The sequence below is a fragment of the Streptomyces luomodiensis genome (assembly GCF_031679605.1).
In the GTDB taxonomy this organism is placed as follows: Bacteria; Actinomycetota; Actinomycetes; order Streptomycetales; family Streptomycetaceae; genus Streptomyces; species Streptomyces luomodiensis.
In genome coordinates, this window is record NZ_CP117522.1 from 1,331,698 (window position 1) to 1,357,737 (window position 26,040).

A 26,040-nucleotide genomic window follows, 5' to 3' on the forward strand; every position below is an offset into this window, starting at 1 on the left:
TGTTGTGCCGCTGAGGCGACGATGATCACAGAGTGCCAGGAGAATTCTTCTGGCCCGCTTACCGCCGAGTACAGGTCAAACCGCCGTTTCTTTATCAAGACGTGAACATCAACCCAAGGGCAGCGGTCGCCTCGTCGAGGATCCGGCGGAGCCGGAGGGCGTCCGGCGCCAGCGCGGTGACCAGGACGGCGGGCCCGGCCAGGGGGGTGAGGACGGCGGTTTCGGCGAGCGGCCGGGGCTCGACGGGGTGGGTGTCGTACACCGGGTCGGCCACGAGGAGTTGCCCCACCGCGCGATGGCCGCCGAGTACCGCGCCGCCGTCCCAGCCCGGGGCGCCGGGGCCGTGGCGAAGTTCCTGGTCGAGGAGGGTGCGGCCGGCCCGGTGGACGGTGAGGCGGGAGGTCAGCCGGCCCGGGGATTCGCCGGTACGGCCCAGGATCTGCTCCTCGCGCAGGACCAGGCGGGCGGTGGCCGCGAGGTCGACGCGGGTGGTCATGCGCAGATCGCTGCCGTGGGCGGAGATCAGGGGCTCGGGCAGCCAGTGCAGGACCGCGCCGTCGGCGACGGTCAGCCGGATGTCGTAGTGGGCGGGCTCGGCCGTCCGGCCGGGCAGGGCGATCGTGGCCGCGGCGGAGCCGACGCGCAGCCGGGTGCCCACGCCGGCCGTCGCCTCCAGGGCGATCCGGTCGCCGCCGAGGGGCGCGCTCATCGCGCCGACCACCGTGACGCGCGCCTGGCCGCTGGTGGCCCGGGTGCGGCGCAGGGCGAGCGGGCCGTCCCCGGCGAGCACGGGCAGCGCGGTGCCGCCGCGTCCGTCCGCCTCGGCCCGCAGCCGCGCGACGGCCCGTACGCCCGTGCCCGAGTTGGCCGTTGTGCCTGGGGTGGCCGTCGTACCTGGGGTGGCCGTCGTCGTGCCTGGGAAGTCCGCACCGCGCCCCGTGTTCGGGGCTTCTCGCGCCGGGCAGCGCCCGGAGGGGGTCATGCCGGGGCCGCCGTCCAGGCGGTGAGGCGTTCGCGGACCCAGTCGGCGATCGGGCGGACGCCGTCCTCGGCGACCAGGGAGGTGAAGACGACGGGGAGCGCACCGCGCTGGGCCTTGGCGTCCCGGGCCATGCGCTCCAGGTCGGAGCCGACGTAGGGGGCGAGGTCGGTCTTGTTGACCACGAGCAGATCGGCGGTGGTCACACCGGGGCCGCCCTTGCGGGGGATGTCGTCGCCGCCCGCGACGTCGATGACGAACACCTGCGCGTCGACCAGGCCCTTGGAGAAGGTCGCGGTGAGGTTGTCGCCGCCGGACTCGACGAGGACCAGGTCGAGCGGGCCCACCGTCTCCTCGAGGTCCTCGACCGCCTCCAGGTTGGCGGAGATGTCGTCGCGGATCGCGGTGTGCGGACAGGCACCGGTCTCCACGGCGGTGATGCGGGCCGTCGGCAGTACCGCGTTGCGCAGCAGGAAGTCGGCGTCCTCACGGGTGTAGATGTCATTGGTGACCACGGCGATGGAGAGCTGGTCGCGCAGCACCCGGCACAGTGCGGCGACGGTCGCGGTCTTGCCCGAGCCCACCGGTCCGCCGAGGCCGATGCGCAGCGCCCGGCGGGTGCCGTCGGGGCGGTGTGGTTCGGCGGCGCCGTGGGTGTGGCGCTGGGGGTAGGTGTCCGCGTGGTCGAGATGCATGACGGCTCCGGTGTTCCAGCGGGGGGCGGGGGATGCGGGGTTGGCTCTTCGCGGTTACGAGGCGAAGAGGCGTACGGACCAGGTGGCGTGCTGTTCGGCGGTGATGTCGAGCAGCGGTGCGGAGGCGGCGGGCAGCGCGCCCGGACCCTCGTCGAGGGCCCGCCGCGCCGCCTCGGCGGCCCGCGCCGCGATCCGGTCGAGTTCGGGGGCGAGGCGGGCCAGGACGGCGGTGGCGTCGAAGGGGTCCAGGCTCAGCAGCCGTACGGTCGCGGTGGCGGGCCCGCTCACCGCCTCGTACCCGGCGGCGTACGCGGCGTCCCGCGGCCCCAGGCCGGCGGCGCGCGCGGCGAGTCCGAGCACCACGGGCTGGTGCGCCCCGCGCGGCCGGGCGGCGGCCAGGGCGTCCAGTTCGGGCGACGGCCAGGTGGCGCGGGCGGCGCGGATCAGCTGGCGGCCGAGCCGCCGTGCGGTCGTGCGCAGCGCGGGGGCGGGGGTACGGACGTCCGCCGCCTCGTCGAGCGTGAGCGGGTCGAGCCCGGCGGCGGCCGCGGCGGCGAGCCCGGCCGCGGTGAGCCCGGCGGTGTGCAGCCGGCCCCGGCAGAACGCCTCCAGGGAGGCCGGGTCGTGGATCCGGCCCGCCGCGACGGCGGCCTCGGCGCCGCCGGAGTGGGCATGGCCTCCGGCCGGGAAGCGGCCGTCGGTGAGGATGAGCAGCGCGGCGGCCCCGCCGGGGGCTTCGCCTCCGGGCCCGCGTCGCGTGGCCTGCGCCCCGGCCCCCGCCGCGGGCCCTGCGAACGGGCCTTCCGCCCCCGGACGCGCCCGGTTCGGCCCGTCCACCGGACGCGCCCGGTTCGGCCCGTCCACCGGACGCGCCCGGTTCGGCCCGTCCGGGGGCGGGGCACCGGGGGCCCAGGGGGCGGGGTCCCAGGGGTGCGGGAAGGGGCGGGGTGGGGGAAGGTCCGCCGACGGCCCGTCCGCGGCCGGACCTCGGCCGGGCCGGGCGGTGGGCGGGGTCTCGTTCGTGGTCATGACGGTCCGCTCAGAAGAGGAAGTACCGCTGGGCCATGGGGAGTTCGGTCGCCGGGGCCGATTCCACGGGCTCGCCGTCGATGGTCACCGTGAAGGTGTCGGGGTCGACCTCGACCCGTGGCAGGGCGTCGTTCTCCCGCATGTCCGCCTTGGTGACGCCGCGTGTGCCACGAATGGCGGCGAACCGCTTGCCGAGGTCCAGCCGGTCCACGAGACCGTCGTCGAGGGCCGTCTGGGTCACGAAGTTGACCGAGCCCGTGGCCGCCGCGCGGCCGAGCGCGCCGAACATGGGGCGCGGCAGGACCGGCTGCGGGGTCGGGATGGAGGCGTTGGCGTCGCCCATCTGCGCGTAGGCGATCTGCCCGCCCTTGATCACCAGGTGTGGTTTGACGCCGAAGAACGCCGGTTCCCACAGCACGAGGTCGGCGAGCTTCCCGGTCTCGACCGAGCCGATCTCCCCGTCCAGGCCCTGGGCCACCGCCGGGTTGATGGTGTATTTGGCGACGTAGCGACGTGCCCGGTGGTTGTCGGCGCGGCCATCGCCGGGGAGGGCGCCGCGGCGCCGCTTCATGACGTGCGCGGTCTGCCAGGTGCGCAGCACGACCTCGCCCACCCGTCCCATGGCCTGGGCGTCGGAGGAGATGATCGAGATCGCGCCGAGGTCGTGCAGCACGTCCTCGGCGGCGATGGTGCTGGGCCGGATGCGGGACTCGGCGAAGGCGAGGTCCTCGGGGACGGCCGGGTTGAGGTGGTGGCAGACCATCAGCATGTCGAGGTGTTCCTCGACGGTGTTGACGGTGTGCGGGCGGGTCGGATTGGTGGAGCTGGGCAGCACGTTCGGCTGGGAGACCACGGTGATGATGTCGGGTGCGTGTCCGCCGCCCGCGCCCTCGGTGTGGTACGCGTGGATGGAGCGCCCGGCGATGGCGGCGAGGGTGTCGCCGACGAAGCCCGCCTCGTTGAGGGTGTCGGTGTGGATGGCGAGCTGGGCGCCGCTCTCCTCGCAGACGCCGAGACAGGCGTCGATGGCGGCGGGGGTGGCCCCCCAGTCCTCATGGATCTTGAAGCCGAGGGCGCCGCCGCGCAGTTGGGACCACATCGCCTCGCGCGAGACGGTGTTGCCCTTGCCGAGGAGTCCGATGTTGACCGGATACCCCTCCAACGCCTCGAACATCCGGGCAAGGTGCCAGGGGCCGGGGGTGACGGTGGTCGCCTTGGTGCCCTCGGCGGGTCCGGTGCCGCCGCCCACCAGGGTGGTGATCCCGCAGGAGAGCGCCTGGTCCACGATGGTCGGGGAGATGAAGTGGACATGGGCGTCGATGGCGCCCGCGGTGAGGATCCTGCCGTTGCCCGCGATGACCTCGGTTTCGGGGCCGATGACGAGGTCGGGATGGACGCCGTCCATGGTGTCGGGGTTCCCGGCCTTGCCGATACCGGTGATACGGCCGTCACGCAGGCCGATGTCCGCCTTGACGACGCCCCAGTGGTCGAGCACGACGGCGCCGGTGATCACGGTGTCGGGGGTGCCCTCGGCGCGGGTGGCGCGGGACTGGCCCATGGATTCCCGGATCACCTTGCCGCCGCCGAAGACCGCCTCGTCCCCGGCCCGGCCGGGTCCGCCGCTGCGGTCCTCCTCGATCTCGATGAGCAGGTCGGTGTCGGCGAGCCGTATACGATCCCCCGTCGTCGGGCCGAAGAGATCGGCGTATCCCGCGCGGTCGAGCTCAGCCATCGAGCGGTCCTTTCGTCTCGCCCCTGAGCCCCGGCACGATCCGGGCCCCCGCGATCGGGACCAGGGCCACCTCGACGGGGATGCCCGGTTCGAAGCGCACGGCGGTGCCCGCGGCGATGTCCAGCCGCTTGCCGTGGGCGGCGGCGCGGTCGAAGTCGAGCCCGGGGTTGGCCTCGGCGAAGTGGTAGTGGGAGCCGACCTGGACGGGCCGGTCGGCGGCGTTGAGCACGGTGAGACGGGTGACCGGCCGCCCCTCGTTGCAGGTCACCGGCTCATCGGCGTAGAGGATCTCTCCGGGGATCACGGGACGCCCTTCGGTCAGGCGATCGGCTGATGGACGGTGACGAGCTTGGTGCCATCGGGGAAGGTGGCCTCGACCTGGACGTCGTGGAGCATTTCGGGGACGCCCTCCATGACCTCGTCACGGGTGAGCACCTGGCGGCCGGAGGCCATCAGCTCGGCGACGCCGCGGCCGTCGCGGGCGCCCTCCAGGATGTGCGCGGTGATCAGCGCCGTCGCCTCGGGGTGGTTGAGGAGCACGCCTCGGGCCCGTCGCTTCTCGGCCACGTCGGCGGCCACATGGATGAGCAGACGTTCCTGCTCATGCGGGGTCAATCGCATGCTTCCCACCTCATCCTCGTCCTGTCCGGCGGAAACCATCCGCTCAGCACGGTGCGGGGCGGCTGGTGCCCGGCCTCCGCGGGCCAGGGCCCTTGCGACGGACCCTAGTTCCGTGTCGTTTCGGTGGCGTTAACGGATCAGTCCTGATCTCAGTCCCGGTCCCAGCCGTGATCCCAGTCCTGAGGCACTCCTGATGCAGTCCTGATCTCAGTCCCGGTCCCAGCCGTGATCCCAGTCCTGAGGCACTCCTGATGCAGTCCTGATCGCTGCTGGTCACTCCGGTCGCGCGGCCCCTCGAACACGCCCTGACGCCCCCGCCGCCGGCGCCCGTCATCCGCTGGGCGGACCTCCGCGTCCGGCTATCGCGCTTGACGGCTCCACCGGATACCCCCGATTCTCGTCTCCGCAACACCATGATTCACCTGTTCCGCTCCAACCCCCCACATCACAACGGAGCCCAACTGTGAAGCGAATAACGTCATTCCGCCGTGGCACGCTCGCGGCCGGAACCGGTGCCGCGCTCGCCGTGGCCCTGCTGACCGGCGCCGCGAGCGCCGGCGCCACCGTCACCCCCCACGCCGCGGCCCCCGACGTGGACGTCGCGGCCGTCAAGGCCGACCTGAGTGAACTTCAGTCCATCGCGGACGACAACGGCGGCAACCGTGCCCATGGCGAGGCCGGCTACCAGAAGTCCGTGGACTTCCTCAAGGGCAAGCTGGACGAGGCCGGATTCACCACCTCCGTCCAGGAGTTCACCTCCGGCGGCGAGACGGGCTACAACCTCATCGCCGACTGGCCGGGCGGCGACGACGGCAAGGTGGTGATGGCCGGCGCCCATCTGGACTCGGTCCAGGCCGGCCCCGGTATCAACGACAACGGCTCCGGTTCGGCCGCGATCCTCGAGGTCGCGCTCGCCGTGGCCAAGGCCGACCTCCAGCCCGCCAAGCACCTGCGGTTCGCGTGGTGGGGCGACGAGGAGGACGGCATGGTCGGCTCGACGCACTACGTCGACAACCTGGCCTCCGACGAGACGTCGAAGATCGACAGCTACCTCAACTTCGACATGCTCGGCTCCCCCAACCCGGGCTACTTCGTCTATGACGACGACCCCGAGCTGGAGAAGGTCTTCACGGACTGGTACGCGGCGAAGGACATCACGACCGAGCCGGAGACCGAGGGCGACGGCCGCTCGGACCACGCCCCCTTCAAGGACGCCGGGGTGCGGGTCGGCGGTCTGTTCAGCGGCGCCGAGGCCACCAAGAGCCAGGCGCAGGCCGATCAGTGGGGCGGTACGGCGGGCGAGGCGTTCGACCCGTGCTACCACTCCGCATGCGACAAGACGTCGAACATCGACGACAAGGCGCTGGACCTGAACACCGACGCCATCGCCAACGCGATCTGGGAGCTCAGCTCCTAGTACCCGTCCGCCACTTCCCGTCCGTCACTTCTCGCGGCCCGGACGCCGATCCCCGGCGTCCGGGCCGCTGTGTTCCGCCGCGATGCCGAAGCGCCGCCGTTCGCCCGGAGCGGACGACGAGGTGCGCATCGACGACACGGTACTGATCACCTGCTCCTCCGCGCCCGTTTCGATCTCCTCCAGTCGCCGCAGGTCAGCCGCGGATACCAGGGCGACCAGCGGCTTCCCGTGGCGTGTGACGACCACCCGCTCGCCGCCGTACACCACGCGGTTGATCAGCTCCGCGAGCTCCGCACGGGCTTGCGTCACCGGAATTTCGTAAGCCATGCTCCCATCATATCGGGATGTACGTCCTGTACATTTTAACGGAGCCCACGACGCCGAGAGGTGACGCGATGGAACGACCGACCGCGCGCTATGTCCTGCCCGAGCTCACCGAACGCACCAGCTCGGGGGTCCGCACCATGGACCCGTACGCCAAGCTGCTCTCCGAGCGGATCGTCCTCCTCGGCACCCCGCTCGACGACACCGCCGCCAACGATGTGATCGCCCAGCTGATCCATCTCGAACACGCCGCCCCCGACCAGGACATCTCGCTCTACATCAACTCGCCCGGCGGCTCGTTCGGCGCCATGACGGCGGTTTACGACACGATGCGCTTCGTCACCTGCGACATCGAGACGGTCTGCCTGGGCCAGGCCGCGTCGGCCGCCGCCGTGCTGCTGGCCGCCGGCGCCCCCGGCAAGCGTCTGGCCCTGCCGGGCGCGCGGATCCTCCTCCGCCAGGTCGGGTTCGACGAGCCGGTCGAGGGCACCACCTCGGACCTGCGCGTCCAGGCCGATGAGCTGCGACGGACCCAGGCGATGCTCGAGGAGATGCTGGTGCGGCACACCGGCCGGAGCGCCGAGCGGATCCGCGCCGACATCGACCGCGACAAGATCTTCGACGCCACGGACGCGGTGGCGTACGGGCTGGTGGACAAGGTCACCCGGAGCCGTAAGCGGCCCGGCGCGCCGCTGCGGGCGAGGTGAGCGCGGTGCTGCCACCGGAGCTGCCCCCGCTGCCCGCGCTCACCCGCGCGGAGGGGGAGGTCGTCGACGGCTATCTGGACGTGGTCGATCTGCTGGGCCGGATCAATCCGGCCCGCGGCCGTGACACCTACGGGAGTCTGCGGGCCGCCCAGGCGCTGGTGGGGAAGGCCACCGCACTGCGCGACGCGCTGGCGCTGATGCATGAGCGCGGGGAGAGCGAACTGCACACCGCGACCCTGGCCCGTGCGCTGCGGGTGCTGGACGGGGAGCGGCGCGCGGCGCGGGTCACACTGCCCCCGGCGCTGCGGACCTGAGCCGGGCCGGGACGGGGACGGGGCCGGGGCCGGGCCGGTACGGGGACGGGGCCGGGGCCGGGCCGGTACGGGGACGGGGCCTGGGGCCGCGCCCGTGGGGCCGGGGCCGGGGCGGCGCCCGTACGGAGGCATGGGCCGCGTCCGTACGGGGGACCTGGGCGGCGCCCGTACGGTTGGGGCGGCCCGTACGGGGACCTGAGCGGCGCTCGTGCCGGAGCCGGGGCCATCGCCCGAACGGCGGAGCCGGACTCCGGCGGTCCGGGCGCGGTCGGCTTGCGCCCCGCGGGCGCCCCGGGTTCGTACCGCCATCCGCACCACCAGCCTCGGCATGGCGTTCGGGCAGGTCACGGACGTGGCGCGGGGCGGCCGGTATCACCCGAACGGGCCAGCCGTGACCACCGTCACACCGTGCCGTCCCGACTCGGAACCGGGGGCGCGGCTGCGTGACCATCCCTGGGGACGACAGGACTCCGCCGCCGTACCGGGGCGGGGTCGGCTCACGAAGGGTGGCGCATGATGTCCGCGCACATACGTATCCCCAGGATGTTCTCCCGAGCGAGCGCCGTCTCCGCCCTCACCGTCGCCGCCGTCGGGGGCACCGTGGCGACGCCGGGGTGTCCACCGGAGGCCGAGGCGGCGACCGCCGCGGCCAAGGCGCTGCGGATCGCGGCCTCGAAGAAGGGCGCGCCATACCGATACGGCGCGGCGGGGCCGAGGCGCTTCGACTGCTCCGGTCTGACGCAGTACGCGTACAAGCGGGCCGGGAAGCGGCTGCCGCGCACCGCGGCCGCGCAGTACAACCGGACGCGCCATATCAAGGCCGGCTCCCGCAAGGGCGGGGACCTGGTGTTCTTCCACTCCGGAGGCGCGGTGTACCACGTCGGTGTGTACGCGGGCGGCGGCCGGATCTGGCACGCCCCCAAGACCGGTGAGGTGGTGCGGCTGGAGCGGATCTGGACCAGCAAGGTCTGGTACGGCCATGTGCGCTGACCCGCTGTAGGTGTCAGTGGCCATGGGTAGGTTGACGGGGCCGGGACACGGTTGTGGACCGGCCCCGTCCCGACCACCGAAAGGCACCTCATGACCTATCTCAACCCGGTCCGGCACATCACCTTCGACGCCCATGACCCCTACGCCCTGGCGCGGTTCTGGTCCGGGCTGACCGGCTATCCGCTGGAGGACGACGCCAAGCCGGACGACGACGATGTGCTGATCAGCCCGGGTCAGCCCGGGGTGCCGGGGCTGCTGTTCCTGCGGGTCCCGGACACCAAGACCGTCAAGAACCGTGTGCACCTGGACATCCAGCCGCCGTCGGGCACCCGGGACGCGGAGGTGGAGCGGCTGATCGGGCTCGGCGCGAGGGTCGTGGACGACCGGCGCACGGACGACGGGCTGGGGTGGGTGGTGATGTCCGACATCGAGGGCAATGAGTTCTGCGTGGAGCGCGGCGCCGTCGAGCGCGGTGTGGTGCCGGCATGAGCGAGCCGTTCCAGCCGGACCGGATCTACGACCAGGTGTATCTGCTCTTCGTCGACACCTCCGGGTATTCGACGATCGTCCGCTCGAACCCCAGGGACCGGGCCGCGCACGCCTTCGATCTGCTGCGCGAGCGGATGCGGGCCCGGATCGGGCAGCTCTCGACGCAGCATCGCTGCGCCCGCAGCGACTTATGGAGCTGGCGCGGCGACGGGGGTTTCTTCGCGGTCCACGACGACAGCGAGAGCGTGGCCCGCGATGTGGCGCTGGAGGCGGCCCGCGCCTTTCTCACCCTGGATCTGCGCCATCTGCGGGACGAGTTCGCCCAGGCGGGGGTGGACGGGGAGCTGCATGTGCGGATGGCGGTGCACAAGGGGGCGATACGGCACACCGGCGAGGGCCGGACCGGCGCCATCCACTCCCCCGACATCAATCTGGCGGCGCATCTGGAGAAGGCGACTCCGCCGGACTGTCTGGCCGTCTCGGAGGATGTGTACCGCACCGCGGGGGCGTACGCGAAGCTGTTCGCCCATGTGGGAAGCCATGAGGGCAAGGACGTCTATCTGATGGCGGGCGACGGCGGGCCGGACGGGGCGGCCAAGGCGTGGCTGGCGGGCCAGGGGCTCGCGGACGGCTCCCCCGTGCACGCGTATCCGGAGCGGCCGAGCCCCCAGGAGAAGGCACGGCTGCTGGACGCGGCGGCCGAGGAGGTCCTCGACATGGGGACGGCGCTGCGCACCTCCTCCAGCCGGCTGGTCACCACCGAGCGCCCGGCCCGCTATCGCGACGCGGTCCTCACGCTGCTGCGCCGGGGCGGCACCTACCGCTGCTATCTGCTGGACCCGTCCTCGGACGCGGCGGCCACGCTCTCCCGCCAGTACCAGGAGGACATGACGCGGAAGATCAAGGATTCGCTGGAGCGGTTCGGCCGCTTCAAGGAGCGCTACGGGGCGGAGGCCGAGGGCTTGCGGGTCTACCAGACCGACGAGTTCCCGGGGTTCTCGGCGCTCGGCGTCGATATGCGCCGGCCCAGCGGGCTGATTCTGTACTGCTCGTATCTGATGGGCACGAGCCGGTACGGGGTGATCGAGCGTGGCGACATGCCGCACTATCTGGTCGGTGCGGGCGCCGGGCGGGTCTTCACCCGCATCCGTGAGCTGGCCGAGGACCGTGCCTCGGCGGGACGGGTCCAGCGCGTGCTGTGAGCAGGCCGGCTCAGCGGACCGGCACGATCCACGGCAGGGCGATCCACACGGTTTTGCCGCCCTCCGCGGTCGGGGTGACGAACACCTCGCCGCCCGACTCCGCGGCCAGACAGCGGACGATGACCATCCCGCGCCCGCTGTCCTGCTGGGTGGCCAGCGGCAGCCATCTGGGCCATCTGGGATGACTGTCGGTGACCCCGATCTCCAGCCGCTGCTCGCGGTCGAGCCGCAGGTCCACGGTGAAAGTGGGCGACTGGCCCACGGTGTGCTCCACGGCGTTGGTGGCGAGCTCGGAGACGATCAGCCGCACCGTGTCGGCGGCCTCCGCTCCCGTCCCGAGCCCCCATTCGGCGAGCACGTCCGTGACATAGGCGCGTGCCGCGGGAACCGACTCCGGTGCGCTCGGCAGAGTGACGGATGCTTCCTGATGGTCTGCCATGACGGCCTGTCCCTTTCCCGCCGGGGCGCGGCTGCGGACGCGTTCGACGTGGGTGCTGCGAAGCCGGCGAAGTCGTGGGCTGCCCCGGCGGCTCTACGCGTCAGACTGCCACCGATGCCCTCCGTAACGGGGGCGATCCACCGAGTTATGCATATATCTGTCGCCCAAAGCGGTGAACTCTGCTACGGAAGACCGGATTTGGACGGCACACTGGGCCACTGGTGCGACACGCGCGGTGCGCGGCGCACCACCGATAAAGCCGGTGGGAGGGAGAACCGATGCGGTACGGCCCGGCGGTGCGCCGCCGCAAGCTCGGCGCGGAGCTGCGCCGCCAGCGCGATCTGGCCGGACTCACCAGTGGTGAGGCCGCCCGCCGACTGGGCTGGCACCAGTCGAAGGTGAGCCGGATCGAGACCGGCCGGAGCGGGGCCAAGCCCGCGGACGTGGCGCGGCTGCTGGAGCTCTACCAGGTCGCCGACCCCGAGCTGCGCGCTCTGCTGGAGGCGCTGTGCGGCGGGGGCGCCTCGGATCCGGAGGGGTCACGGCGCGGCTGGTGGTACGCGTACCGGGATCTGCTGCCGCCCGCCTACCGGGACTTCATCAGCCTGGAGGCGGAGGCGTCCGAGGCGTACACCCTGGAGACCACGGTGGTGCCCGGTCTGCTCCAGACCCCGGATTACGCACGGGCGGTGACCCGCGCGGCGCTCCCGGATCTGCCGGGGCCCCAGGTGGACGCGTTGGTGGAGGTGCGGATCGCCCGTCAGTCGGTGCTGCACGGCGAGCGGCCGCTGCGGCTGCACGCGGTGCTCGACGAGGCGGCGCTGCGGCGCGCGGTGGGCGGACCCGAGGTCATGGCGGCGCAATTGCGTCATCTGGCCGAACTCTGCGCACTGCCTCAGGTGCGACTGCAAGTGCTGCCATATTCCGCCGGAATGCCCATCGGTATGACTGGTCCTTTCATTATTTTCTCTTTTCCGCACATTAGTGACCTGGACGTAGTAGTTCTCGACCACTTGACGAGTAGCCTCTATCTGGAGCGGAAAGAAGACCTCCGGGCGTACAGCGCCGCATTCGATGTACTGCGGTCCCACGCCCTGGCACCTGAGGAATCGTTGACCTTCATCGACAAAATCGGGGGCGGCGCCTGAGGGGGCACCATGTCCAGTATGTCCGCCAACTCCGTCGACTGGCTGCGCAGCAGTTACAGCGTCGGCATGAACAATTGCGTCGAGACGGCCCTGCTGGGGCCTGACCGGCTCGGCGTGCGCGATTCGAAGAACACGGCGGGCCCCGTCCTGCTGTTCACCCCGTCGGCCTGGGCCTCCTTCGTCGAGGGGCTCAAGGACGACGGTCCCGGCTCCGGCACCTCCCACCCGGCCGGAGGCTGATCCGTCCACGATCCGCCGGTGAGCGGATGACATCCGCTCGCCGCCCTGTCAGTGACCCATCAGGCGGCCGGCGCGGTTCTCACGATCACGTCGGCCGCCTCCTCGACCTGCTGTTCCGTCAGGTCCCCGCGCGCGGTCAGCCGCAGCCGGGAGACACCGTCCGGGACGGACGGCGGACGGAAGCACCCCACCATCAGCCCGGCCGAGCGGCAGTCCGCGGCCCAGCGCACCGCCCGCTCCGGCGACGGAGCCCGCACCGACACCACCGACGCGTCCGGCCGCACCGCGGCCAGCCCGGCGGCGGTCAGCCGCCCGTACAGCCCCATGGCGACCTCACGGACCCGGTCGGCGCGCTCCGGCTCCCGGCGCAGCAGCCGCAGACTCGCCAGGGCGGCGCCCACCGCAGCCGGGTTGAGCCCGGTGTCGAAGATGAACGTCCGTGCGGTGTTCACCAGATGCTCGATGACCCGGGCGGGGCCCAGCACCACCCCGCCCTGGCTGCCCAGCGACTTGGAGAGGGTGGCCGTGGCCACCACGTCCGACGCGCCGGCCAGCCCGGCCCGGTGTACCGCGCCGCGCCCGCCCTCGCCGAGCACCCCCAGGCCGTGCGCCTCGTCCACCACCAGCGCCGCGCCGTACGCGCGGCAGGCCCCGGCGAGGGCGGACAGCGGGGCGGCGTCGCCGTCCACGGAGAAGACCGCGTCGCTGACGGCGAGGGCGCGCCGGCGCGCCGGGTCCGCTCCGGTCCCGCCCGCGGTCTGATCGCACGCGTCCGCCGCGGCCGCGTCCAGCACCTTGCGCACCGCGCCCGGGTCGGCGTGCGGGACGACGGCGACCTCGGCCCGGGAGAGCCGGCAGCCGTCGATGAGCGAGGCGTGATTGCCCGCGTCGGAGACGATGAGGGCGTCCCGGCCGCTCAGCGCGGAGACGGCGGCCAGATTCGCGGCGTAGCCGGAGGAGAACACCAGGGCCGCCTCGAATCCGCAGAAGTCCGCCAGCTCCCGCTCCAGCGTGGTGTGCAGCTCGGTCGAGCCGGTGACCAGGCGCGATCCGGTCGATCCGGCGCCCCAGCGGCGCGCCGCCCCGGCCGCGGCGGCCGTCACCTCCGGATGCCGGGCCAGCCCCAGATAGTCGTTGCTCGCCAGGTCGAGGAGCGGGAAGTCGGCGGGCCGTGGGGTGAGCCGGCGCACCAGCCCGGCCCGGTCGCGTCGCTCCCGCTGTGCCTCGATCCATGCGAACGCGTCGTCCGGGCGGTCCTGGGGCATCGGCTGCCTCGCCTTCCGTTGCCTCGTCAAGGGCACCGACTGTCGGGTCCGGATAGAACGTAGCCTCGTCCATGCCCGGTCATGGTGTGGCAATACCCACACCTCGGCGAGCGCGTGTTGTGCGGTTCCTCCTTGGCCCGGGACGGTGGGGTAGGAAAGGATCAACGCCATGGATCTGCTGAACACGCTGGTGGACAAGGGGTTGCGACGCGAGTCGCCGACCCGCGAAGAGGCACTCGCCGTCCTGGCGACCTCCGATGACGAGGTGCTCGACGTGGTGGCCGCGGCGGGCAAGGTGCGCCGCGCCTGGTTCGGGCGGCGGGTGAAGCTCAACTACCTGGTGAACCTCAAGTCGGGACTGTGCCCCGAGGACTGTTCCTACTGCTCACAGCGGCTGGGCTCGACGTCCGGGATCCTCAAGTACACCTGGCTGAAGCCGGACCAGGCGGCGGCCGCGGCGAGCGCCGGGGTCGCGGGCGGCGCCAAGCGGGTGTGCCTGGTCGCCAGCGGACGCGGGCCCACCGACCGGGACGTGGACCGGGTCTCCCAGACCATCGCCGCCATCAAGGAGCAGCACAGCGACGTCGAGATCTGCGCCTGTCTGGGGCTGCTGTCCGACGGTCAGGCGGAGCGGCTGAAGGAGGTGGGTGCGAACGCCTACAACCACAACCTCAACACGTCCGAGGCGACGTACGGCGACATCACCACCACCCACACCTACGCCGACCGGGTCTCGACCGTGCGGCAGGCCCAGGCGGCGGGGTTGTCCGCCTGCTCCGGGCTGATCGCGGGCATGGGCGAGTCCGACGAGGACCTGGTGGACGTGGTCTTCTCGCTGCGCGAGCTGGACCCGGACTCGGTGCCGGTCAACTTCCTCATCCCCATCGACGGCACCCCGCTGGCCGGGAAGTGGAGCCTCACCCCGCAGCGCTGCCTGCGGATCCTGGCCATGGTGCGGTTCGTCTGCCCGGACGTGGAGGTGCGGCTCGCGGGCGGGCGCGAGATCCATCTGCGGACGCTTCAGCCGCTGGCCCTGCACCTGGCGAACTCGATCTTCCTCGGCGACTATCTGACCACCGAGGGCCAGGCCGGCAAGGACGATCTGGCGATGATCGCCGACGCGGGCTTCGAGGTGGAGGGCGCCGGCACCACGACGCTGCCCGCGCACCGCGCGGACGTAGGCGCCGCCGCCGGGGCCGGCTGCGGCGGTCACAGTGAGGCGGGCGGCGGCTGCGGCCCGTGCGGCGAGGCGGCGCCCGCCGACGCCGTACCCGCCCAGGCGGCGGCCGTCGCACCGGTCTCGGCGCCGGCGGCCACCGAGGAGTCCCACGCCGACCTGGTGGCGGTGCGCCGCCGCGGGGCGGGCACGGATCTGCCGCCCAATGCCTGAGCCGCTGACCCCGGCCGAGCTGCGGGCGCTGGACCGGCAGCACGTCTGGCATCCGTACGGACCGATGCCCGGCCGTCAGGACCCCCTGGTCGTGGAGTCCGCGGCCGGGGTCCGGCTGCGGCTGGCCGAACCGGTGGAGGGTGTCGGCGAGCTGGTGGACGGGATGTCGTCGTGGTGGTCCGCCATCCACGGCTACAACCACCCGGCGCTCAACGACGCGGCCCGCGGTCAGCTGGACCGGATGAGCCATGTGATGTTCGGCGGGCTCACCCATGAACCCGCCGTCCGGCTGGCCACCCGTCTGGTGGAGATCACGCCGGAGCCGCTGCGCCATGTCTTCCTGGCCGACTCCGGGTCGGTGTCGGTCGAGGTCGCGGTGAAGATGTGCCTCCAGTACTGGCGCTCCCTCGGCCGCCCCGCCAAGCGGCGGCTGCTGACCTGGCGCGGCGGCTACCACGGCGACACCTGGCAGCCGATGGCGGTGTGCGACCCGGACGGCGGAATGCACCGGCTGTGGTCCGGTGTGCTGCCCGAGCAGGTCTTCGCGGACGCGCCGCCGCCCGGTTTCGACGCGGACCCCGACCCCGCGTACGAAGCGCATCTGCGGGAGCTGGTGGCCCGGCACGCCCATGAGCTGGCCGCGGTGATCGTGGAGCCGGTGGTGCAGGGCGCGGGCGGGATGCGCTTCCACTCCCCCGCGCTGCTGCGGGTGCTGCGCGAGGCGTGCGACGAGCACGATGTGCTGCTGGTGTTCGACGAGATCGCCACCGGCTTCGGCCGCTCGGGCACGCTGTTCGCGGCCGAGCACGCGGCGGTGTGCCCCGATGTGATGTGTGTGGGCAAGGCGCTGACCGGCGGTTATCTGACCCTGGCCGGCACGCTGTGCACTCCGCGGGTGGCGGAGGGCATCTCGCGCGGCGAGGTACCGGTGCTGGCCCACGGTCCGACCTTCATGGGCAATCCGCTGGCCACGGCCGTCGCCAACGCCTCGATCGATCTGCTGCTCTCCTACGACTGGCGGCAGGAGGTCAAGCGGATCGAGACCGGGCTGCGGGAGGGCCTCGCGGAGGCGGCCGGCCTGCCCGGCGTCCGGGACGTACGGGTGCTCGGCGCCATCGGCGTCGTCCAGCTGGACCGTCCGCTGGACGGCGCGGGGATGGCCGCGGCGACCCGGGCCGCGGTGCGCGAGGGTGTATGGCTGCGCCCGTTCCGCGATCTGCTGTACACCATGCCGCCGTACATCACGGGCGACCACGATCTGGCCCGGATCTGCACGGCGGTACGGGCGGCGGCGGGCGCGGCCGGCTGACCCCGCCCGCGCCCGCGTGACGGCCGGCCCCGCGCGGAACCGGCCGTCCTCGGGTGCGACGGGCATGAACGAAAGCGAAAGGCAACGGAAACGAAGATGTCAGTACTGGTCGTCACCGGCACGGGCACCGAGGTCGGAAAGACCGTCAGCACGGCGGCCGTCGCCGCCGCGGCGCTCGCGCGCGGCCGCTCAGTGGCGGTACTCAAACCCGCCCAGACCGGTGTCGCCGAGGGCGAGCCGGGCGACGCCGCGGAGGTGGCCCGGCTCGCCGGCGCGGTGACCCTGCTCGAACTCGCCCGCTACCCCGAGCCGCTGGCCCCCGCCACGGCCGCCCGCCGCGCCGGACGGCCGCCGGTGCGGCCGCGGGAGGTGGCGGAGGCGGCCGAGAAGCTGGCCACCGAGCACGATCTGGTGCTGGTCGAGGGCGCGGGCGGGCTGCTCGTACGGTTCGACGAGACCGGGGCGACGCTCGCCGACGCGGCCCGGCTGCTCGGCGCCCCCGTCCTCGTCGTCGCCCAGGCGGGCCTGGGCACGCTCAACGCGACCACCCTCACCACCGAGGCCCTGCGCGCCCGCGGGCTGGAGTGCCCCGGCGTCGTCATCGGCAGCTGGCCCGCCACCGTGGACCTCGCCTCCCGCTGCAATCTGGCCGATCTGCCGGAGTCCGCGGGCGTGCCGCTGCTGGGCGCCGTCCCCGAGGGCGCCGCGGCCCTTCCGCCGGCCGAGTTCCGCGCCGCCGCGCCCGGCTGGCTGGCGCCCCGGCTGGGCGGGACCTGGGACGCGGAGCGGCCGGCCCGCTGACGGCTCCGCGCCGCGTAGCGGCACCTCCCGCCTGGGCAGAATCCCGGTATCGGTCCATCGTCCGTCACCTCGGACACGTATCCGGGGCACGTACCTGGGACAAGGGGGTCTCCCATGCCCGTACGCCGCCGCACACCGCCGCGTGACGCCGTCCATCACCCGCTCTTCGCCCGCTGTTACGCCCGGCTCTGCCCGCTGGCCGACGAGCGGGCCGGGCTGGGCGAGCTGCGCGCCGAGCTGCTGGCCGGGCTGTCCGGCCGGGTCATCGAGATCGGCGCGGGCAGCGGGCTGAACTTCCCCCACTACCCCGAGACCGTCTCCGAGGTGGTCGCCATCGAGCCGGAGCGCCATCTGCGGCGGCTGGCCACCCGGGCGGGGCTGCGGGCCGGGGTGCCGGTGGACGTGGTGCCGGGCGTCGCCGAGGCGCTGCCGGTCAAGAGCGAGGCGTTCGACGCGGCGGTGGCCTGTTTGGTGCTGTGCTCGGTACGCGATGTGCGGCGCGCCCTCGCCGAGCTGTTGCGCGTGCTGCGCCCCGGCGGTGAGCTGCGCTTCCTGGAGCACGGCCGCGCCGACGGGCGCGTCCTGGCGACGGCCCAGCGGGCGCTGGACCGCACGGTGTGGCCGCTGGTGTTCGGTGGCTGCCACACCGCGCGCGAGGTGCGGTCCGAGATCGTGGCCGCGGGCTTCGAGCCGGTCGGCCACCGCGGACTGCGCGTTCCCGACCGGGGCCCCACGCTGCCGACGTCGCCCTGTGTGCTCGGCACCGCGCGCCGTCCGTCACCGGATTCCCCCCGGCCGTTCCCGTCCGCCGGCTGACTCCGGCGGACGGAGATGCGCGCACTGGCGGCCGGCAAGGCGCGCACCGGCGGCCGGATCCCTACCATCGAGGGCACGACGTTCCGATACGGGGAGGCATCGTGTCCACACCGGCGGCAACGAAGACGGACGGGTACGCGGAGGGCGGCGCCCGTGCGGCGGCCCGCGCCCAGTCCCTGACCAAGGCGTACGGCAGCGGCGAGACGGCCGTCCTCGCGCTGGACGCGGTGGACGTGGAGATCGAACGGGGCAGGTTCACCGCGGTGATGGGCCCGTCCGGATCCGGCAAGTCCACCCTGATGCACTGTCTGGCGGGTCTCGACACGGTCTCGTCGGGCCGGGCCTGGCTGGGCGACACCGAGATCACCGGCCTGCGCGACAAGGAGCTGACCCGGCTGCGCCGCGACCGGATCGGCTTCATGTTCCAGTCGTTCAATCTGCTGCCCACGCTCAACGCGGCCGAGAACATCACCCTGCCCATGGACATCGCGGGCCACAAGCCCGATCCCGAGTGGCTGGACCGGGTCATCGACACCCTCGGGCTGCGGGACCGGCTGCGGCACCGCCCCGCCCAGCTGTCCGGCGGACAGCAGCAGCGGGTGGCGTGCGCGCGGGCGCTCGCCTCCCGCCCGGAGCTGATCTTCGCGGACGAGCCGACCGGCAACCTGGACTCACGGGCGGGCCTGGAGGTGCTGCGCTTCCTGCGGGAGGCCGTCGACGAACTGGGCCAGACGGTCGTCATGGTCACCCACGACCCGAGCGCCGCCGCCCACTCCGACCTGGTGCTCTTCCTCGCCGACGGCCGGATCGTGGACCGGATGGAGCGGCCCACGGCCGAGTCGGTGCTGGAGCGGATGCGCCTGTTCACCAGAACCGGCACCGCGCCCTCCGGAACCGGAGCGGCCGAATGAGGACGATGGGCCCCGAACGGAGCCGATCTCGGATACGTTCGCGATATCCGCGATCAAGGAGGGCTCATGGCAAGGCCGTTCCGTTTCGGAGTCAATCTGCTCACCCTTGAATCGGCCGAGGCATGGCGGGAGAAGTGCCGCCGCGCCGAGCGGCTCGGCTACGACGTGCTGCTGGTCCCCGACCACCTCGGCAACCCCGCCCCGTTCCCGGCCCTGGCCACCGCCGCCGAGGTGACCGAGCGCCCGCGGCTGGGCACCTTCGTGCTCAACGCCGGCCTCTGGAACCCCGCACTGCTCGCCCGGGAGGTGGCCACCTGCGACGCGCTCACCGGCGGACGGCTGGAGCTCGGCCTGGGCGCCGGCTACGTCAAGGCCGAGCACGACAGCGCCGGGCTGCCCTTCGGCTCACCACGGGAGCGGGTGGACCATCTGGCGCACACCGTGGCCGAGTTGGAGCGTCTGCTGACCGATACCGAGCACAGACCGCGTCCCGCCCAGTCCCCGCGCCCGCCGCTGCTGCTCGGCGGCAACGGTGACCGGCTGCTGCGGCTGGCCGCGCGCCATGCGCAGATCGCGGCCTTCACCGGAGCGGTGCAGGCCCCCGGCAAACCCGAAGGCGCCCTCCAGCTGATCAGCCCCGAGGCGCTGGAGGAGCGGGTGGGCGCCTTCCACCGCTTCGCCGCCGAAGCGGGGCGCCCCACCGCCGAGGCCCAGGCGGCGGGCGAGGAGACCGCCGGGGCCCAGGGCGCGGGCGAGGAGACCGCCGAGCTGAACTACCTCATCCAGATGGTCGGGCCCACCGGTGACCGGCGCGCCAAGGTGCGTGAGCTGGCCGCCTACGCACCGGACCTCACCGAGGACCAGCTGCTGGAGCACCCCGCGCTGCTGCTCGGCGACGCCAAGGAGATGGCGGAGCAGCTGCGGGCCCACCGCGAGCGGTTCGGCTTCTCGTACTTCACCGTGCTGGAGCACAACATGGACGCGCTCGCCCCGGTGATCGAGCAGCTGCACGGCTGCTGACCGGGCCGTATTCGCGTCGACGCCGCGGTCCGCCCGATGATGGGATGCGACCATGAACGATCTTCGGATACGGACCGCGGCCCCCGCCGACCTCGACACCGTGCTCGCCTTCTGGAAGGAGGCGGCGGAAGGCACCAGCATCAGCGACGACCGGGACGGGGTGGCCCGGCTGCTCGACCGCGACCCGGAGTCGCTGCTGCTGGCCGAACGGGGCGGTGAACTCGCCGGGACCGTGATCGCCGGCTTCGACGGCTGGCGCTGCCATCTGTACCGGCTGGCCGTCCACCCCGGGCACCGCCGCCGGGGCGTGGCGACGGCCCTCCTGGCGGCGGCCGAGGAGCGGTTCGCCGCCCTGGGCGGACGGCGCGGGGACGCGATGGTGCTCGACGAGAACGAGCTCGCCCACCACGCGTGGAGCGCGGCCGGCTACGCACCCCAGCCGCAGTGGAGCCGCTGGGTCAAGCCGCTGCGCGCCTGACGGTGGCCCCGGCCCCGGCGGCCGCCGGGGCCGCCCGGCACGGACGTGTGGGGCGGCCCAGCACGGACGGATCCACTGAGCGCGGACGTATCCACTTAGCATGGACGTAAGCCACGCCCCGAGCTTCCGAGCCTCCGAGCCGTGAAAGGTGTGAACGTCCGCCGATGGGCGAGCCTGCCGAGCCTCCCCGTGGTCGACATCGCGCGATCCTCCGGTCCCTGCCGGATCATGGGACGGAGGTGAACCGATGACCGAAGTCCTCCTCCTGGCCGTGGCGCTCCTCCTCGCGGTCGCCTGTGGCGCCTTCGTCGCGGCGGAGTTCTCCCTGACCACGGTCGAGCGCGGCGAGCTGGAACGGGCGGCGAGAGCCGGGGAGCGCGGTGCGGCCGGGGCCTGGAAGGCCGTACGGAGCCTCACCTACCAGCTGTCCGGCGCACAGCTCGGCATCACCGTGACCAATCTGGTCGTCGGCATGCTGGCCGAGCCCTCCGTCGCGGCCCTGCTGGCCGGGCCGCTCGCCGCGATCGGCGTGCCCGAGTCGGCCGTCCGGTCGGTGGCGCTGGTGCTCGGCACGTTCCTGTCGACCGTGGTGCTGATGGTCGTCGGTGAGCTGGTGCCGAAGAACTGGGCGATCTCCCGGCCGCTGCCGGTCGCGAAGGCCGTCGCCACCCCGCAGCGCGCCTTCAGCTCCCTCTTCCGGCCGCTGATCACCCATCTCAACAACACCGCCAACCGCACCGTGCGCCGGATGGGTCTGGAGCCCGCCGAGGAACTGGCCTCCGCGCGCGGTCCGCAGGAGCTGATCGCCCTCGCCCGCCACTCCGCCAAGGAGGGCGCGCTGGAGAAGGACACCGCCGAGCTGTTCGTCCGCACCCTCAACCTCGCCGGGCTCACCGCGCAGAACGTGATGACCCCGAGGGTGCGGGTGATGGCGCTGGACGTACGGGCCACCGCCGAGGACGTGGCCAACGCGACCCGCGCCACCGGGCTGTCCCGCTTCCCCGTCTACCAGGGCAGCCTGGACACCGTCACCGGCCTCGTCCACATCAAGGACGTCCTGTCGATCCCCGCCGAGGTACGGCCCCGCCACCCGGTGTCCGAGCTGGCCCGCGAACCGCTGTTCGTTCCGGAGACGCTCACCGTGGACCGGCTGCTGGACCGGCTCTCGGCCCAGCGCAGCATGGCCGTGGTCATCGACGAGTACGGCGGTACGGCCGGCGTCGTCACCCTGGAGGACATCGTCGAGGAGGTGGTCGGCGAGGTCCGCGACGAGCACGATCCGCATGAGGCCCCCCGCCTGGTCCCGATGGGCCTGGACGCACAGGGCCACGCGCTGTACGACACGGACGGCGCGGTCCGTGTCGATCAGCTGGCGGACATCGGGCTGCGGGTGCCCCCGGGCCCGTACGAGACCCTGGCCGGGCTGATCGCGGCCGAGCTGGGCCGGATCCCGGCCGTCGGCGACACCGTCGAGCCGGCGGGCTGGCGGCTCGAGGTGCGTAAGGTGTCCAGCCACCGGGCCGCCCGGGTGCGGCTGCGGGCGCCGCTGCGCGGTGCCGCGGCCGACAGCGACCTGGGCCGCCACGATGGCGAGGGGGGCCACCGTGACGAGGGGGCGGCGGGCCGATGATCGCGCTGCAACTGCTGATCGCCCTGCTGACGCTGGTCCTCAACGCCTTCTTCGTGGGTGCCGAGTTCGCCCTGATCTCGGTGCGCCGCAGCCAGATCGAGCCGCGCGCCCAGCAGGGCGACCGGCGGGCGCGGGCCGTGCTGTGGGGCCTGGAGCATGTGTCCGCGTTGCTGGCCGCGGCCCAGCTCGGCATCACGCTGTGCACGCTGGTGCTGGGCGCGGTCGCGGAACCGGCCATCGCCCATCTGCTGGAGCCGGTCTTCCACCTGGTGGGTCTGCCGCTGGAACTGGTGCACCCGGTCTCGTTCGTCATCGCGCTGTCCCTGGCGACCTATCTGCACATGCTGTTCGGCGAGATGGTGCCGAAGAACGTGGCGCTGGCCGAACCGGTACGCACCGCGCTGCTGCTCGGCCCGCCCCTGGTCACCCTCGCCCGTGCGCTGCGCCCGGTGATCCTCGCGGTGAACGCCCTCGCGAACGCGCTGCTGAAGCTGTTGCGCGTGGAGCCCCGGGGCGAGGTCGCGGCGACCTTCTCGGACGACCAGCTGGCCCGGATGGTGTCGGACTCCAGCGAGGCCGGGCTGCTGGACGACCGCGCCACCGAGCGGCTGCGGGACGCGCTGGAGCTGGGCCGGCGACGGGTGCGGGACGTGGTGCTGCCCATGGACCGGGTGGTCACGGCGCGGCTCGGGGTGACCCCCGAGGAACTGGAACTGCTGGCGGCCAGGACGGGCTTCTCCCGGTTCCCGGTGGTCGACGACTCCGGGCGGATCCCCGGCTATCTGCATGTGAAGGACGCGCTGGACGCCCGGCCACGGGATGTGCCGTTCCGCCCCGACCAGCTGCGGCCGATCCCCCGGGTGCGGTCCCATACGCCGCTGGACGATGTCCTCACCGCGATGCGCGACAGCCGCACCCACCTCGCGGCGGTGATCGCCGCGGACGGCCGGCTGGAGGGGCTGGTCACCATGGAGGACGTGCTGCGTGAGCTGGTCGCCTGACCACATCCGGCCACACCTGGACCCGCCCGGTCACACCTGACCCGCCCGGCCACACCTGGACCCGCCCGGTCACGCCTGACCCGACCGGCCACACCTGGACCTGACCGGTCACCCCTGTCCCCGACCGGTCGCTCCTCCCCCGACGGTCACTCCTCGTCGCGTCTGGACTCATGGGCGATGATGCACGCCTGCCAGTGGGCCAGCGCCTCCTCCCGTCCGCCGCCGCCCTCCTCGGCCACCGCCACCAGCGCATGGGCGGCCATCGCGGCGAGCCGCACGGCGACCCGGCACACATCGCGCGTCTCGAGCGGCTCCAGGAGAGCGGCCGCGCCCTCCCCGTCGTCGGCGAGCGCGGCGGCGACGATGGCCATGGTCGTACGGTCGCATTCGAAGGCATCCACGCCGACCAGACTGCCCCGCCGCGCGGCGCGCGGAACCCCGTACGGGCCAACCGGGGTACCGGCCGGGCGGTCGCGCGAGGACTCAGCGGCGGAGACCGGGGCCGGGAGCTGGGCCGGTGCCGGGCCGGGATCCGGCCGGGTCGTACCGAAAGATCACGTATTCGATCCGTCCGATGACCTTGGTGCGGTTCGTCCGCCGGTACAGCTCCGGCGGCCGGAAGATGTTGTCATCGTAGATGTCCGCGCCGGGCTCCACATTCCAGCTGGCGGTCGTCCCGTTCCGCGCTCCGCCCTCGAAGTAGATGTGGGTCATCGCCATGCCGCTCATCATGCTCGTGCTCGGCGGTCCACGCAGCCCGCGTACCGGGATAAGATCGCCCGAGCCATGCAGACGGACATCACCTACAGCAGCTTTGTCGCGGTCGGCGACTCCTTCACCGAGGGCATGTCGGACGAGCTTCCCGACGGCACCTACCGGGGCTGGGCGGATCTGCTCGCCGGGCGGCTCGCGGCCCGCGCCCCCGGATTCCGCTATGCCAATCTCGCGGTGCGCGGCAAGCTCATCGGGCAGATCGTCGAGGAGCAGACGGGCCCGGCGGCGGCCATGGGCGCCGATCTGATCACCCTGGTCGGCGGGCTGAACGACGTACTGCGGCCGAAATGCGACGTCGGCCGGGTGTGCGGACTGCTGGAGGAAGCCGTCGAGCGGCTGGCGCCCACCTGCAAACAACTGGTGCTGATGCGCAGTCCGGGGCGGCGCGGACCGGTGCTGGAGCGGTTCCAGCCACGGATGGAGCGGCTGTTCTCGGTCATCGACGAGTTGGGCGCCCGGCATGACGCGACTGTGGTGGACCTGTTCTCCTCCGAGGTCGTCGGGGACCCCCGGATGTGGGCCGAGGACCGGCTGCATCTGAACACCGAGGGGCACCGGCGGGTCGCCGAGGCCGTATGGCAGGCGCTGGGCCATGAGCCGGAGGACGACTGGAACGCGCCCCTGCCGCCCGCCGTGCCCGTCGGGTGGCTGACCCGCCGCACCGCGGACGCCCGGTTCGCCCGCCGGCACCTCGGACCGTGGATCGGCAGGCGGCTGACCGGCCGTTCCTCGGGCGACGGACGCGCCCCCAAGCGCGCCGAGTTGCTGCCGTACGAGGACTGATCCACGGGCCCGCGCCCGGGACCCTTCCGTCCCCGGCCGGGCCGGGGTGCTTCGGCCACCGGTCTGGCCTGCGAGGACGGCCAGTAGACTCTGTCCACGTGACTGGTAAGCCGCGCATTCCGAACGTCCTGGCCAACCGCTACGCCTCCGCGGAGCTGGCCGTCCTGTGGTCCCCCGAGTACAAAGTGACGCTGGAGCGGCGGCTGTGGCTCGCCGTGCTCCGCGCCCAGAAGGACCTCGGAATCGAGGTGCCGGACGCCGCGCTCGCCGACTACGAGCGGGTCCTGGAGACCGTCGACCTGGCCTCGATCGCCGAGCGCGAGAAGGTCACCCGCCACGATGTGAAGGCCCGGATCGAGGAGTTCAACGCCCTCGCCGGCCATGAGCACGTGCACAAGGGCATGACCTCCCGCGATCTCACCGAGAACGTGGAGCAGCTCCAGATCCGGCTCTCCCTGGAGCTGGTCCGGGACCGTACGGTCGCGGTGCTGGCCCGGCTCGGCAAGCTGGCCGCCGAGCACGCGGAGCTGGTGATGGCCGGCCGGTCGCACAATGTGGCGGCGCAGGCCACCACGCTCGGCAAGCGGTTCGCCACCGCCGCGGACGAGCTGCTGGTGGCGTACGGGCGGCTGGAGGACCTGCTGGGCCGCTATCCGCTGCGGGGCATCAAAGGCCCGGTGGGCACCGCGCAGGACATGCTGGACCTCCTCGGCGGCGACGCGGAGAAGCTGGCCGAGCTGGAGCGGCGGATCGCCGCCCACCTCGGCTTCGCCCAGGCGTTCACCTCCGTCGGCCAGGTCTATCCGCGCTCCCTGGACTACGACGTCGTCACCACGCTGGTGCAGCTGGCCGCGGCCCCGTCCTCGCTGGCGAAGACCATCCGGCTGATGGCCGGGCACGAGCTGGTGACCGAGGGCTTCAAGCCCGGCCAGGTCGGCTCCTCCGCGATGCCGCACAAGATGAACACCCGCTCCTGCGAGCGCGTCAACGGCCTCGCGGTGATCCTGCGCGGCTATGCCTCGATGGCCGGTGAGCTGGCGGGTGACCAGTGGAACGAGGGGGATGTCTCCTGCTCGGTGGTGCGCCGGGTCGCGCTGCCGGACGCGTTCTTCGCCTTCGACGGGCTGCTGGAGACCTTCCTGACGGTGCTCGACGAGTTCGGCGCCTTCCCCGCCGTCGTCGCCCGTGAGCTGGACCGTTACCTGCCCTTCCTGGCCACGACGAAGGTGCTGATGGGTGCCGTGCGGGCCGGGGTGGGCCGCGAGGTCGCCCATGAGGCGATCAAGGAGAACGCGGTGGCCGCTGCGCTGGCGATGCGCGAGCGCGGCGCCGAGCGCAATGAGCTGCTGGACTCCCTCGCCGCCGATGAGCGGATCCCGCTGGACCGGGCCGCGCTGGACGCGCTGATGGACGACAAGCTGTCGTTCACGGGCGCGGCCGCGGACCAGGTCGGCGCGGTGGCCTCGCGGATCGAGGAGATCGTCAAGCGGCATCCGGAGGCCGCGGCCTACACCCCCGGCTCGATCCTCTGACGCC

30 protein-coding genes are annotated in these 26,040 nt (G+C 72.8%); 19 read left to right on the top strand and 11 right to left on the bottom strand.

Annotated elements, in window-relative coordinates; genetic code table 11:
• Positions 1-94 precede the first annotated feature (94 nt).
• The 6 genes from PS467_RS05440 to PS467_RS05465 all read right to left on the bottom strand — a co-directional run bounded on the left by PS467_RS05440 (position 95) and on the right by PS467_RS05465 (position 5,056).
• Positions 95-982 (bottom strand): urease accessory protein UreD, encoded by an 888-nt coding sequence (locus tag PS467_RS05440; RefSeq protein ID WP_311034242.1) that lies wholly within the window; start codon positions 980-982, stop codon positions 95-97.
• On the bottom strand, positions 979-1,674 hold the full coding sequence (ureG, locus tag PS467_RS05445; protein WP_311034243.1) for an urease accessory protein UreG: 696 nt from the start codon (positions 1,672-1,674) through the stop codon (positions 979-981). The genes PS467_RS05440 and ureG overlap by 4 nt, the downstream gene beginning before the upstream one ends.
• Before the next feature lie 54 nt (positions 1,675-1,728).
• The gene (locus PS467_RS05450) at positions 1,729-2,388 is read right to left on the bottom strand and encodes an urease accessory protein UreF (RefSeq protein WP_311039767.1); all 660 of its coding nucleotides are present in this window, start codon (positions 2,386-2,388) and stop codon (positions 1,729-1,731) included.
• A gap of 325 nt (positions 2,389-2,713) precedes the next feature.
• On the bottom strand, positions 2,714-4,435 hold the full coding sequence (locus PS467_RS05455) for an urease subunit alpha (RefSeq protein WP_311034244.1): 1,722 nt from the start codon (positions 4,433-4,435) through the stop codon (positions 2,714-2,716).
• The gene (locus tag PS467_RS05460; RefSeq protein ID WP_268970319.1) at positions 4,428-4,739 is read right to left on the bottom strand and encodes an urease subunit beta; all 312 of its coding nucleotides are present in this window, start codon (positions 4,737-4,739) and stop codon (positions 4,428-4,430) included. Before PS467_RS05460 ends, PS467_RS05455 begins: the two co-directional genes overlap by 8 nt.
• Positions 4,740-4,753: 14 nt before the next feature.
• Complete coding sequence (locus tag PS467_RS05465; RefSeq protein WP_059145814.1) at positions 4,754-5,056, bottom strand: urease subunit gamma; 303 nt, start codon at positions 5,054-5,056, stop codon at positions 4,754-4,756.
• Between the two features lie 463 nt (positions 5,057-5,519).
• Between PS467_RS05465 and PS467_RS05470 the strand changes: the two genes are divergently transcribed.
• Entirely contained in the window at positions 5,520-6,473 is a 954-nt protein-coding gene (locus PS467_RS05470) for a M28 family metallopeptidase (RefSeq protein ID WP_311034245.1), read from the top strand.
• A gap of 24 nt (positions 6,474-6,497) precedes the next feature.
• On the opposite strand, the gene PS467_RS05475 is transcribed toward PS467_RS05470, so the two are convergent.
• Positions 6,498-6,800: a type II toxin-antitoxin system Phd/YefM family antitoxin gene (locus tag PS467_RS05475; protein ID WP_268970322.1), complete on the bottom strand. Its 303-nt coding sequence runs from the start codon at positions 6,798-6,800 to the stop codon at positions 6,498-6,500.
• Between the two features lie 68 nt (positions 6,801-6,868).
• Here PS467_RS05475 and PS467_RS05480 point away from each other — a divergent pair, with 68 nt between their 5' ends.
• The 5 genes from PS467_RS05480 (at position 6,869) to PS467_RS05500 (ending at position 10,499) form a co-directional block, all read left to right on the top strand.
• Positions 6,869-7,504, top strand: a complete 636-nt coding sequence (locus PS467_RS05480; protein WP_311034246.1) for an ATP-dependent Clp protease proteolytic subunit — start codon at positions 6,869-6,871, stop codon at positions 7,502-7,504.
• A 5-nt stretch (positions 7,505-7,509) separates the two neighbouring features.
• Positions 7,510-7,818: a hypothetical protein gene (locus PS467_RS05485; protein WP_268970324.1), complete on the top strand. Its 309-nt coding sequence runs from the start codon at positions 7,510-7,512 to the stop codon at positions 7,816-7,818.
• 516 nt (positions 7,819-8,334) lie between these two features.
• A complete protein-coding gene (locus tag PS467_RS05490) occupies positions 8,335-8,808 on the top strand; it encodes a C40 family peptidase (protein WP_268970325.1) in 474 nt (157 codons plus the stop codon).
• A gap of 90 nt (positions 8,809-8,898) precedes the next feature.
• Complete coding sequence (locus tag PS467_RS05495) at positions 8,899-9,297, top strand: VOC family protein (RefSeq protein WP_268970326.1); 399 nt, start codon at positions 8,899-8,901, stop codon at positions 9,295-9,297.
• Positions 9,294-10,499 carry a nucleotidyl cyclase domain-containing protein gene (locus PS467_RS05500; protein WP_311034247.1) on the top strand — a complete coding sequence of 402 codons (1,206 nt, stop codon included), beginning with the start codon at positions 9,294-9,296 and terminating at the stop codon, positions 10,497-10,499. The genes PS467_RS05495 and PS467_RS05500 overlap by 4 nt, the downstream gene beginning before the upstream one ends.
• Before the next feature lie 10 nt (positions 10,500-10,509).
• Here PS467_RS05500 and PS467_RS05505 read toward each other — a convergent pair whose 3' ends face one another.
• Positions 10,510-10,938 (bottom strand): ATP-binding protein, encoded by a 429-nt coding sequence (locus tag PS467_RS05505; protein WP_268970328.1) that lies wholly within the window; start codon positions 10,936-10,938, stop codon positions 10,510-10,512.
• A gap of 278 nt (positions 10,939-11,216) precedes the next feature.
• Between PS467_RS05505 and PS467_RS05510 the strand changes: the two genes are divergently transcribed.
• Together PS467_RS05510 and PS467_RS05515 are read left to right on the top strand one after the other, a co-directional pair.
• The gene (locus PS467_RS05510) at positions 11,217-12,086 is read left to right on the top strand and encodes a helix-turn-helix domain-containing protein (RefSeq protein WP_311034248.1); all 870 of its coding nucleotides are present in this window, start codon (positions 11,217-11,219) and stop codon (positions 12,084-12,086) included.
• An 18-nt stretch (positions 12,087-12,104) separates the two neighbouring features.
• On the top strand, positions 12,105-12,326 hold the full coding sequence (locus PS467_RS05515; RefSeq protein WP_432280542.1) for a DUF397 domain-containing protein: 222 nt from the start codon (positions 12,105-12,107) through the stop codon (positions 12,324-12,326).
• A 59-nt stretch (positions 12,327-12,385) separates the two neighbouring features.
• Here the strand turns inward: PS467_RS05515 and PS467_RS05520 are convergent, their stop codons facing one another.
• Positions 12,386-13,591, bottom strand: a complete 1,206-nt coding sequence (locus PS467_RS05520) for an 8-amino-7-oxononanoate synthase (protein ID WP_311034250.1) — start codon at positions 13,589-13,591, stop codon at positions 12,386-12,388.
• 169 nt (positions 13,592-13,760) lie between these two features.
• Between PS467_RS05520 and bioB the strand changes: the two genes are divergently transcribed.
• The 9 genes from bioB (at position 13,761) to PS467_RS05565 (ending at position 22,947) form a co-directional block, all read left to right on the top strand.
• The gene (gene bioB / locus PS467_RS05525) at positions 13,761-14,981 is read left to right on the top strand and encodes a biotin synthase BioB (RefSeq protein ID WP_311034251.1); all 1,221 of its coding nucleotides are present in this window, start codon (positions 13,761-13,763) and stop codon (positions 14,979-14,981) included.
• Complete coding sequence (locus tag PS467_RS05530) at positions 14,974-16,290, top strand: adenosylmethionine--8-amino-7-oxononanoate transaminase (RefSeq protein WP_311034252.1); 1,317 nt, start codon at positions 14,974-14,976, stop codon at positions 16,288-16,290. The genes bioB and PS467_RS05530 overlap by 8 nt, the downstream gene beginning before the upstream one ends.
• Positions 16,291-16,386: 96 nt before the next feature.
• Positions 16,387-17,091 carry a dethiobiotin synthase gene (gene bioD / locus PS467_RS05535; RefSeq protein ID WP_311034253.1) on the top strand — a complete coding sequence of 235 codons (705 nt, stop codon included), beginning with the start codon at positions 16,387-16,389 and terminating at the stop codon, positions 17,089-17,091.
• Between the two features lie 114 nt (positions 17,092-17,205).
• Positions 17,206-17,907 carry a class I SAM-dependent methyltransferase gene (locus tag PS467_RS05540; RefSeq protein ID WP_311034254.1) on the top strand — a complete coding sequence of 234 codons (702 nt, stop codon included), beginning with the start codon at positions 17,206-17,208 and terminating at the stop codon, positions 17,905-17,907.
• Positions 17,908-18,008: 101 nt separating this feature from the next.
• Positions 18,009-18,818 (top strand): ABC transporter ATP-binding protein, encoded by an 810-nt coding sequence (locus tag PS467_RS05545; protein ID WP_311034255.1) that lies wholly within the window; start codon positions 18,009-18,011, stop codon positions 18,816-18,818.
• Positions 18,819-18,884: 66 nt separating this feature from the next.
• Positions 18,885-19,838, top strand: coding sequence for an LLM class F420-dependent oxidoreductase (locus PS467_RS05550; protein ID WP_311034256.1), 954 nt, complete (start codon positions 18,885-18,887; stop codon positions 19,836-19,838).
• Between the two features lie 52 nt (positions 19,839-19,890).
• On the top strand, positions 19,891-20,316 hold the full coding sequence (locus PS467_RS05555; protein WP_311034257.1) for a GNAT family N-acetyltransferase: 426 nt from the start codon (positions 19,891-19,893) through the stop codon (positions 20,314-20,316).
• Between the two features lie 247 nt (positions 20,317-20,563).
• Positions 20,564-21,946, top strand: coding sequence for a hemolysin family protein (locus PS467_RS05560; RefSeq protein ID WP_311034258.1), 1,383 nt, complete (start codon positions 20,564-20,566; stop codon positions 21,944-21,946).
• On the top strand, positions 21,943-22,947 hold the full coding sequence (locus tag PS467_RS05565; RefSeq protein ID WP_311034259.1) for a hemolysin family protein: 1,005 nt from the start codon (positions 21,943-21,945) through the stop codon (positions 22,945-22,947). Before PS467_RS05560 ends, PS467_RS05565 begins: the two co-directional genes overlap by 4 nt.
• Before the next feature lie 146 nt (positions 22,948-23,093).
• Here the strand turns inward: PS467_RS05565 and PS467_RS05570 are convergent, their stop codons facing one another.
• Positions 23,094-23,348 carry a hypothetical protein gene (locus tag PS467_RS05570; RefSeq protein WP_370595145.1) on the bottom strand — a complete coding sequence of 85 codons (255 nt, stop codon included), beginning with the start codon at positions 23,346-23,348 and terminating at the stop codon, positions 23,094-23,096.
• An 82-nt stretch (positions 23,349-23,430) separates the two neighbouring features.
• Positions 23,431-23,667 (bottom strand): hypothetical protein, encoded by a 237-nt coding sequence (locus PS467_RS05575; RefSeq protein WP_311034260.1) that lies wholly within the window; start codon positions 23,665-23,667, stop codon positions 23,431-23,433.
• 66 nt (positions 23,668-23,733) lie between these two features.
• Here PS467_RS05575 and PS467_RS05580 point away from each other — a divergent pair, with 66 nt between their 5' ends.
• Together PS467_RS05580 and purB are read left to right on the top strand one after the other, a co-directional pair.
• Positions 23,734-24,504, top strand: a complete 771-nt coding sequence (locus PS467_RS05580; protein WP_311034261.1) for an SGNH/GDSL hydrolase family protein — start codon at positions 23,734-23,736, stop codon at positions 24,502-24,504.
• Positions 24,505-24,602: 98 nt separating this feature from the next.
• Positions 24,603-26,036 carry an adenylosuccinate lyase gene (purB, locus tag PS467_RS05585; protein WP_268970343.1) on the top strand — a complete coding sequence of 478 codons (1,434 nt, stop codon included), beginning with the start codon at positions 24,603-24,605 and terminating at the stop codon, positions 26,034-26,036.
• The last annotated feature ends 4 nt before the right edge of the window (positions 26,037-26,040 follow it).

Excerpts from the sequence above, each read along its gene's own strand:
- PS467_RS05565 (WP_311034259.1), top strand. The coding sequence starts at position 21,943 with ATGATCGCGCTGCAACTGCTGATCGCCCTGCTGACGCTGGTCCTCAAC.
- PS467_RS05480 (WP_311034246.1), top strand. The coding sequence starts at position 6,869 with ATGGAACGACCGACCGCGCGCTATGTCCTGCCCGAGCTCACCGAACGC.
- bioB (WP_311034251.1), top strand. The coding sequence starts at position 13,761 with ATGGATCTGCTGAACACGCTGGTGGACAAGGGGTTGCGACGCGAGTCG.
- PS467_RS05455 (WP_311034244.1), bottom strand. The coding sequence starts at position 4,435 with ATGGCTGAGCTCGACCGCGCGGGATACGCCGATCTCTTCGGCCCGACG.
- PS467_RS05475 (WP_268970322.1), bottom strand. The coding sequence starts at position 6,800 with ATGGCTTACGAAATTCCGGTGACGCAAGCCCGTGCGGAGCTCGCGGAG.
- PS467_RS05465 (WP_059145814.1), bottom strand. The coding sequence starts at position 5,056 with ATGCGATTGACCCCGCATGAGCAGGAACGTCTGCTCATCCATGTGGCC.
- PS467_RS05490 (WP_268970325.1), top strand. The coding sequence starts at position 8,335 with ATGTCCGCGCACATACGTATCCCCAGGATGTTCTCCCGAGCGAGCGCC.
- PS467_RS05530 (WP_311034252.1), top strand. The coding sequence starts at position 14,974 with ATGCCTGAGCCGCTGACCCCGGCCGAGCTGCGGGCGCTGGACCGGCAG.
- PS467_RS05575 (WP_311034260.1), bottom strand. The coding sequence starts at position 23,667 with ATGGCGATGACCCACATCTACTTCGAGGGCGGAGCGCGGAACGGGACG.
- PS467_RS05520 (WP_311034250.1), bottom strand. The coding sequence starts at position 13,591 with ATGCCCCAGGACCGCCCGGACGACGCGTTCGCATGGATCGAGGCACAG.
- PS467_RS05580 (WP_311034261.1), top strand. The coding sequence starts at position 23,734 with ATGCAGACGGACATCACCTACAGCAGCTTTGTCGCGGTCGGCGACTCC.
- ureG (WP_311034243.1), bottom strand. The coding sequence starts at position 1,674 with ATGCATCTCGACCACGCGGACACCTACCCCCAGCGCCACACCCACGGC.
- PS467_RS05500 (WP_311034247.1), top strand. The coding sequence starts at position 9,294 with ATGAGCGAGCCGTTCCAGCCGGACCGGATCTACGACCAGGTGTATCTG.
- PS467_RS05550 (WP_311034256.1), top strand. The coding sequence starts at position 18,885 with ATGGCAAGGCCGTTCCGTTTCGGAGTCAATCTGCTCACCCTTGAATCG.
- PS467_RS05510 (WP_311034248.1), top strand. The coding sequence starts at position 11,217 with ATGCGGTACGGCCCGGCGGTGCGCCGCCGCAAGCTCGGCGCGGAGCTG.
- PS467_RS05505 (WP_268970328.1), bottom strand. The coding sequence starts at position 10,938 with ATGGCAGACCATCAGGAAGCATCCGTCACTCTGCCGAGCGCACCGGAG.
- PS467_RS05560 (WP_311034258.1), top strand. The coding sequence starts at position 20,564 with ATGACCGAAGTCCTCCTCCTGGCCGTGGCGCTCCTCCTCGCGGTCGCC.
- PS467_RS05440 (WP_311034242.1), bottom strand. The coding sequence starts at position 982 with ATGACCCCCTCCGGGCGCTGCCCGGCGCGAGAAGCCCCGAACACGGGG.
- PS467_RS05540 (WP_311034254.1), top strand. The coding sequence starts at position 17,206 with ATGCCCGTACGCCGCCGCACACCGCCGCGTGACGCCGTCCATCACCCG.
- PS467_RS05555 (WP_311034257.1), top strand. The coding sequence starts at position 19,891 with ATGAACGATCTTCGGATACGGACCGCGGCCCCCGCCGACCTCGACACC.
- PS467_RS05515 (WP_432280542.1), top strand. The coding sequence starts at position 12,105 with ATGTCCGCCAACTCCGTCGACTGGCTGCGCAGCAGTTACAGCGTCGGC.
- PS467_RS05495 (WP_268970326.1), top strand. The coding sequence starts at position 8,899 with ATGACCTATCTCAACCCGGTCCGGCACATCACCTTCGACGCCCATGAC.
- bioD (WP_311034253.1), top strand. The coding sequence starts at position 16,387 with ATGTCAGTACTGGTCGTCACCGGCACGGGCACCGAGGTCGGAAAGACC.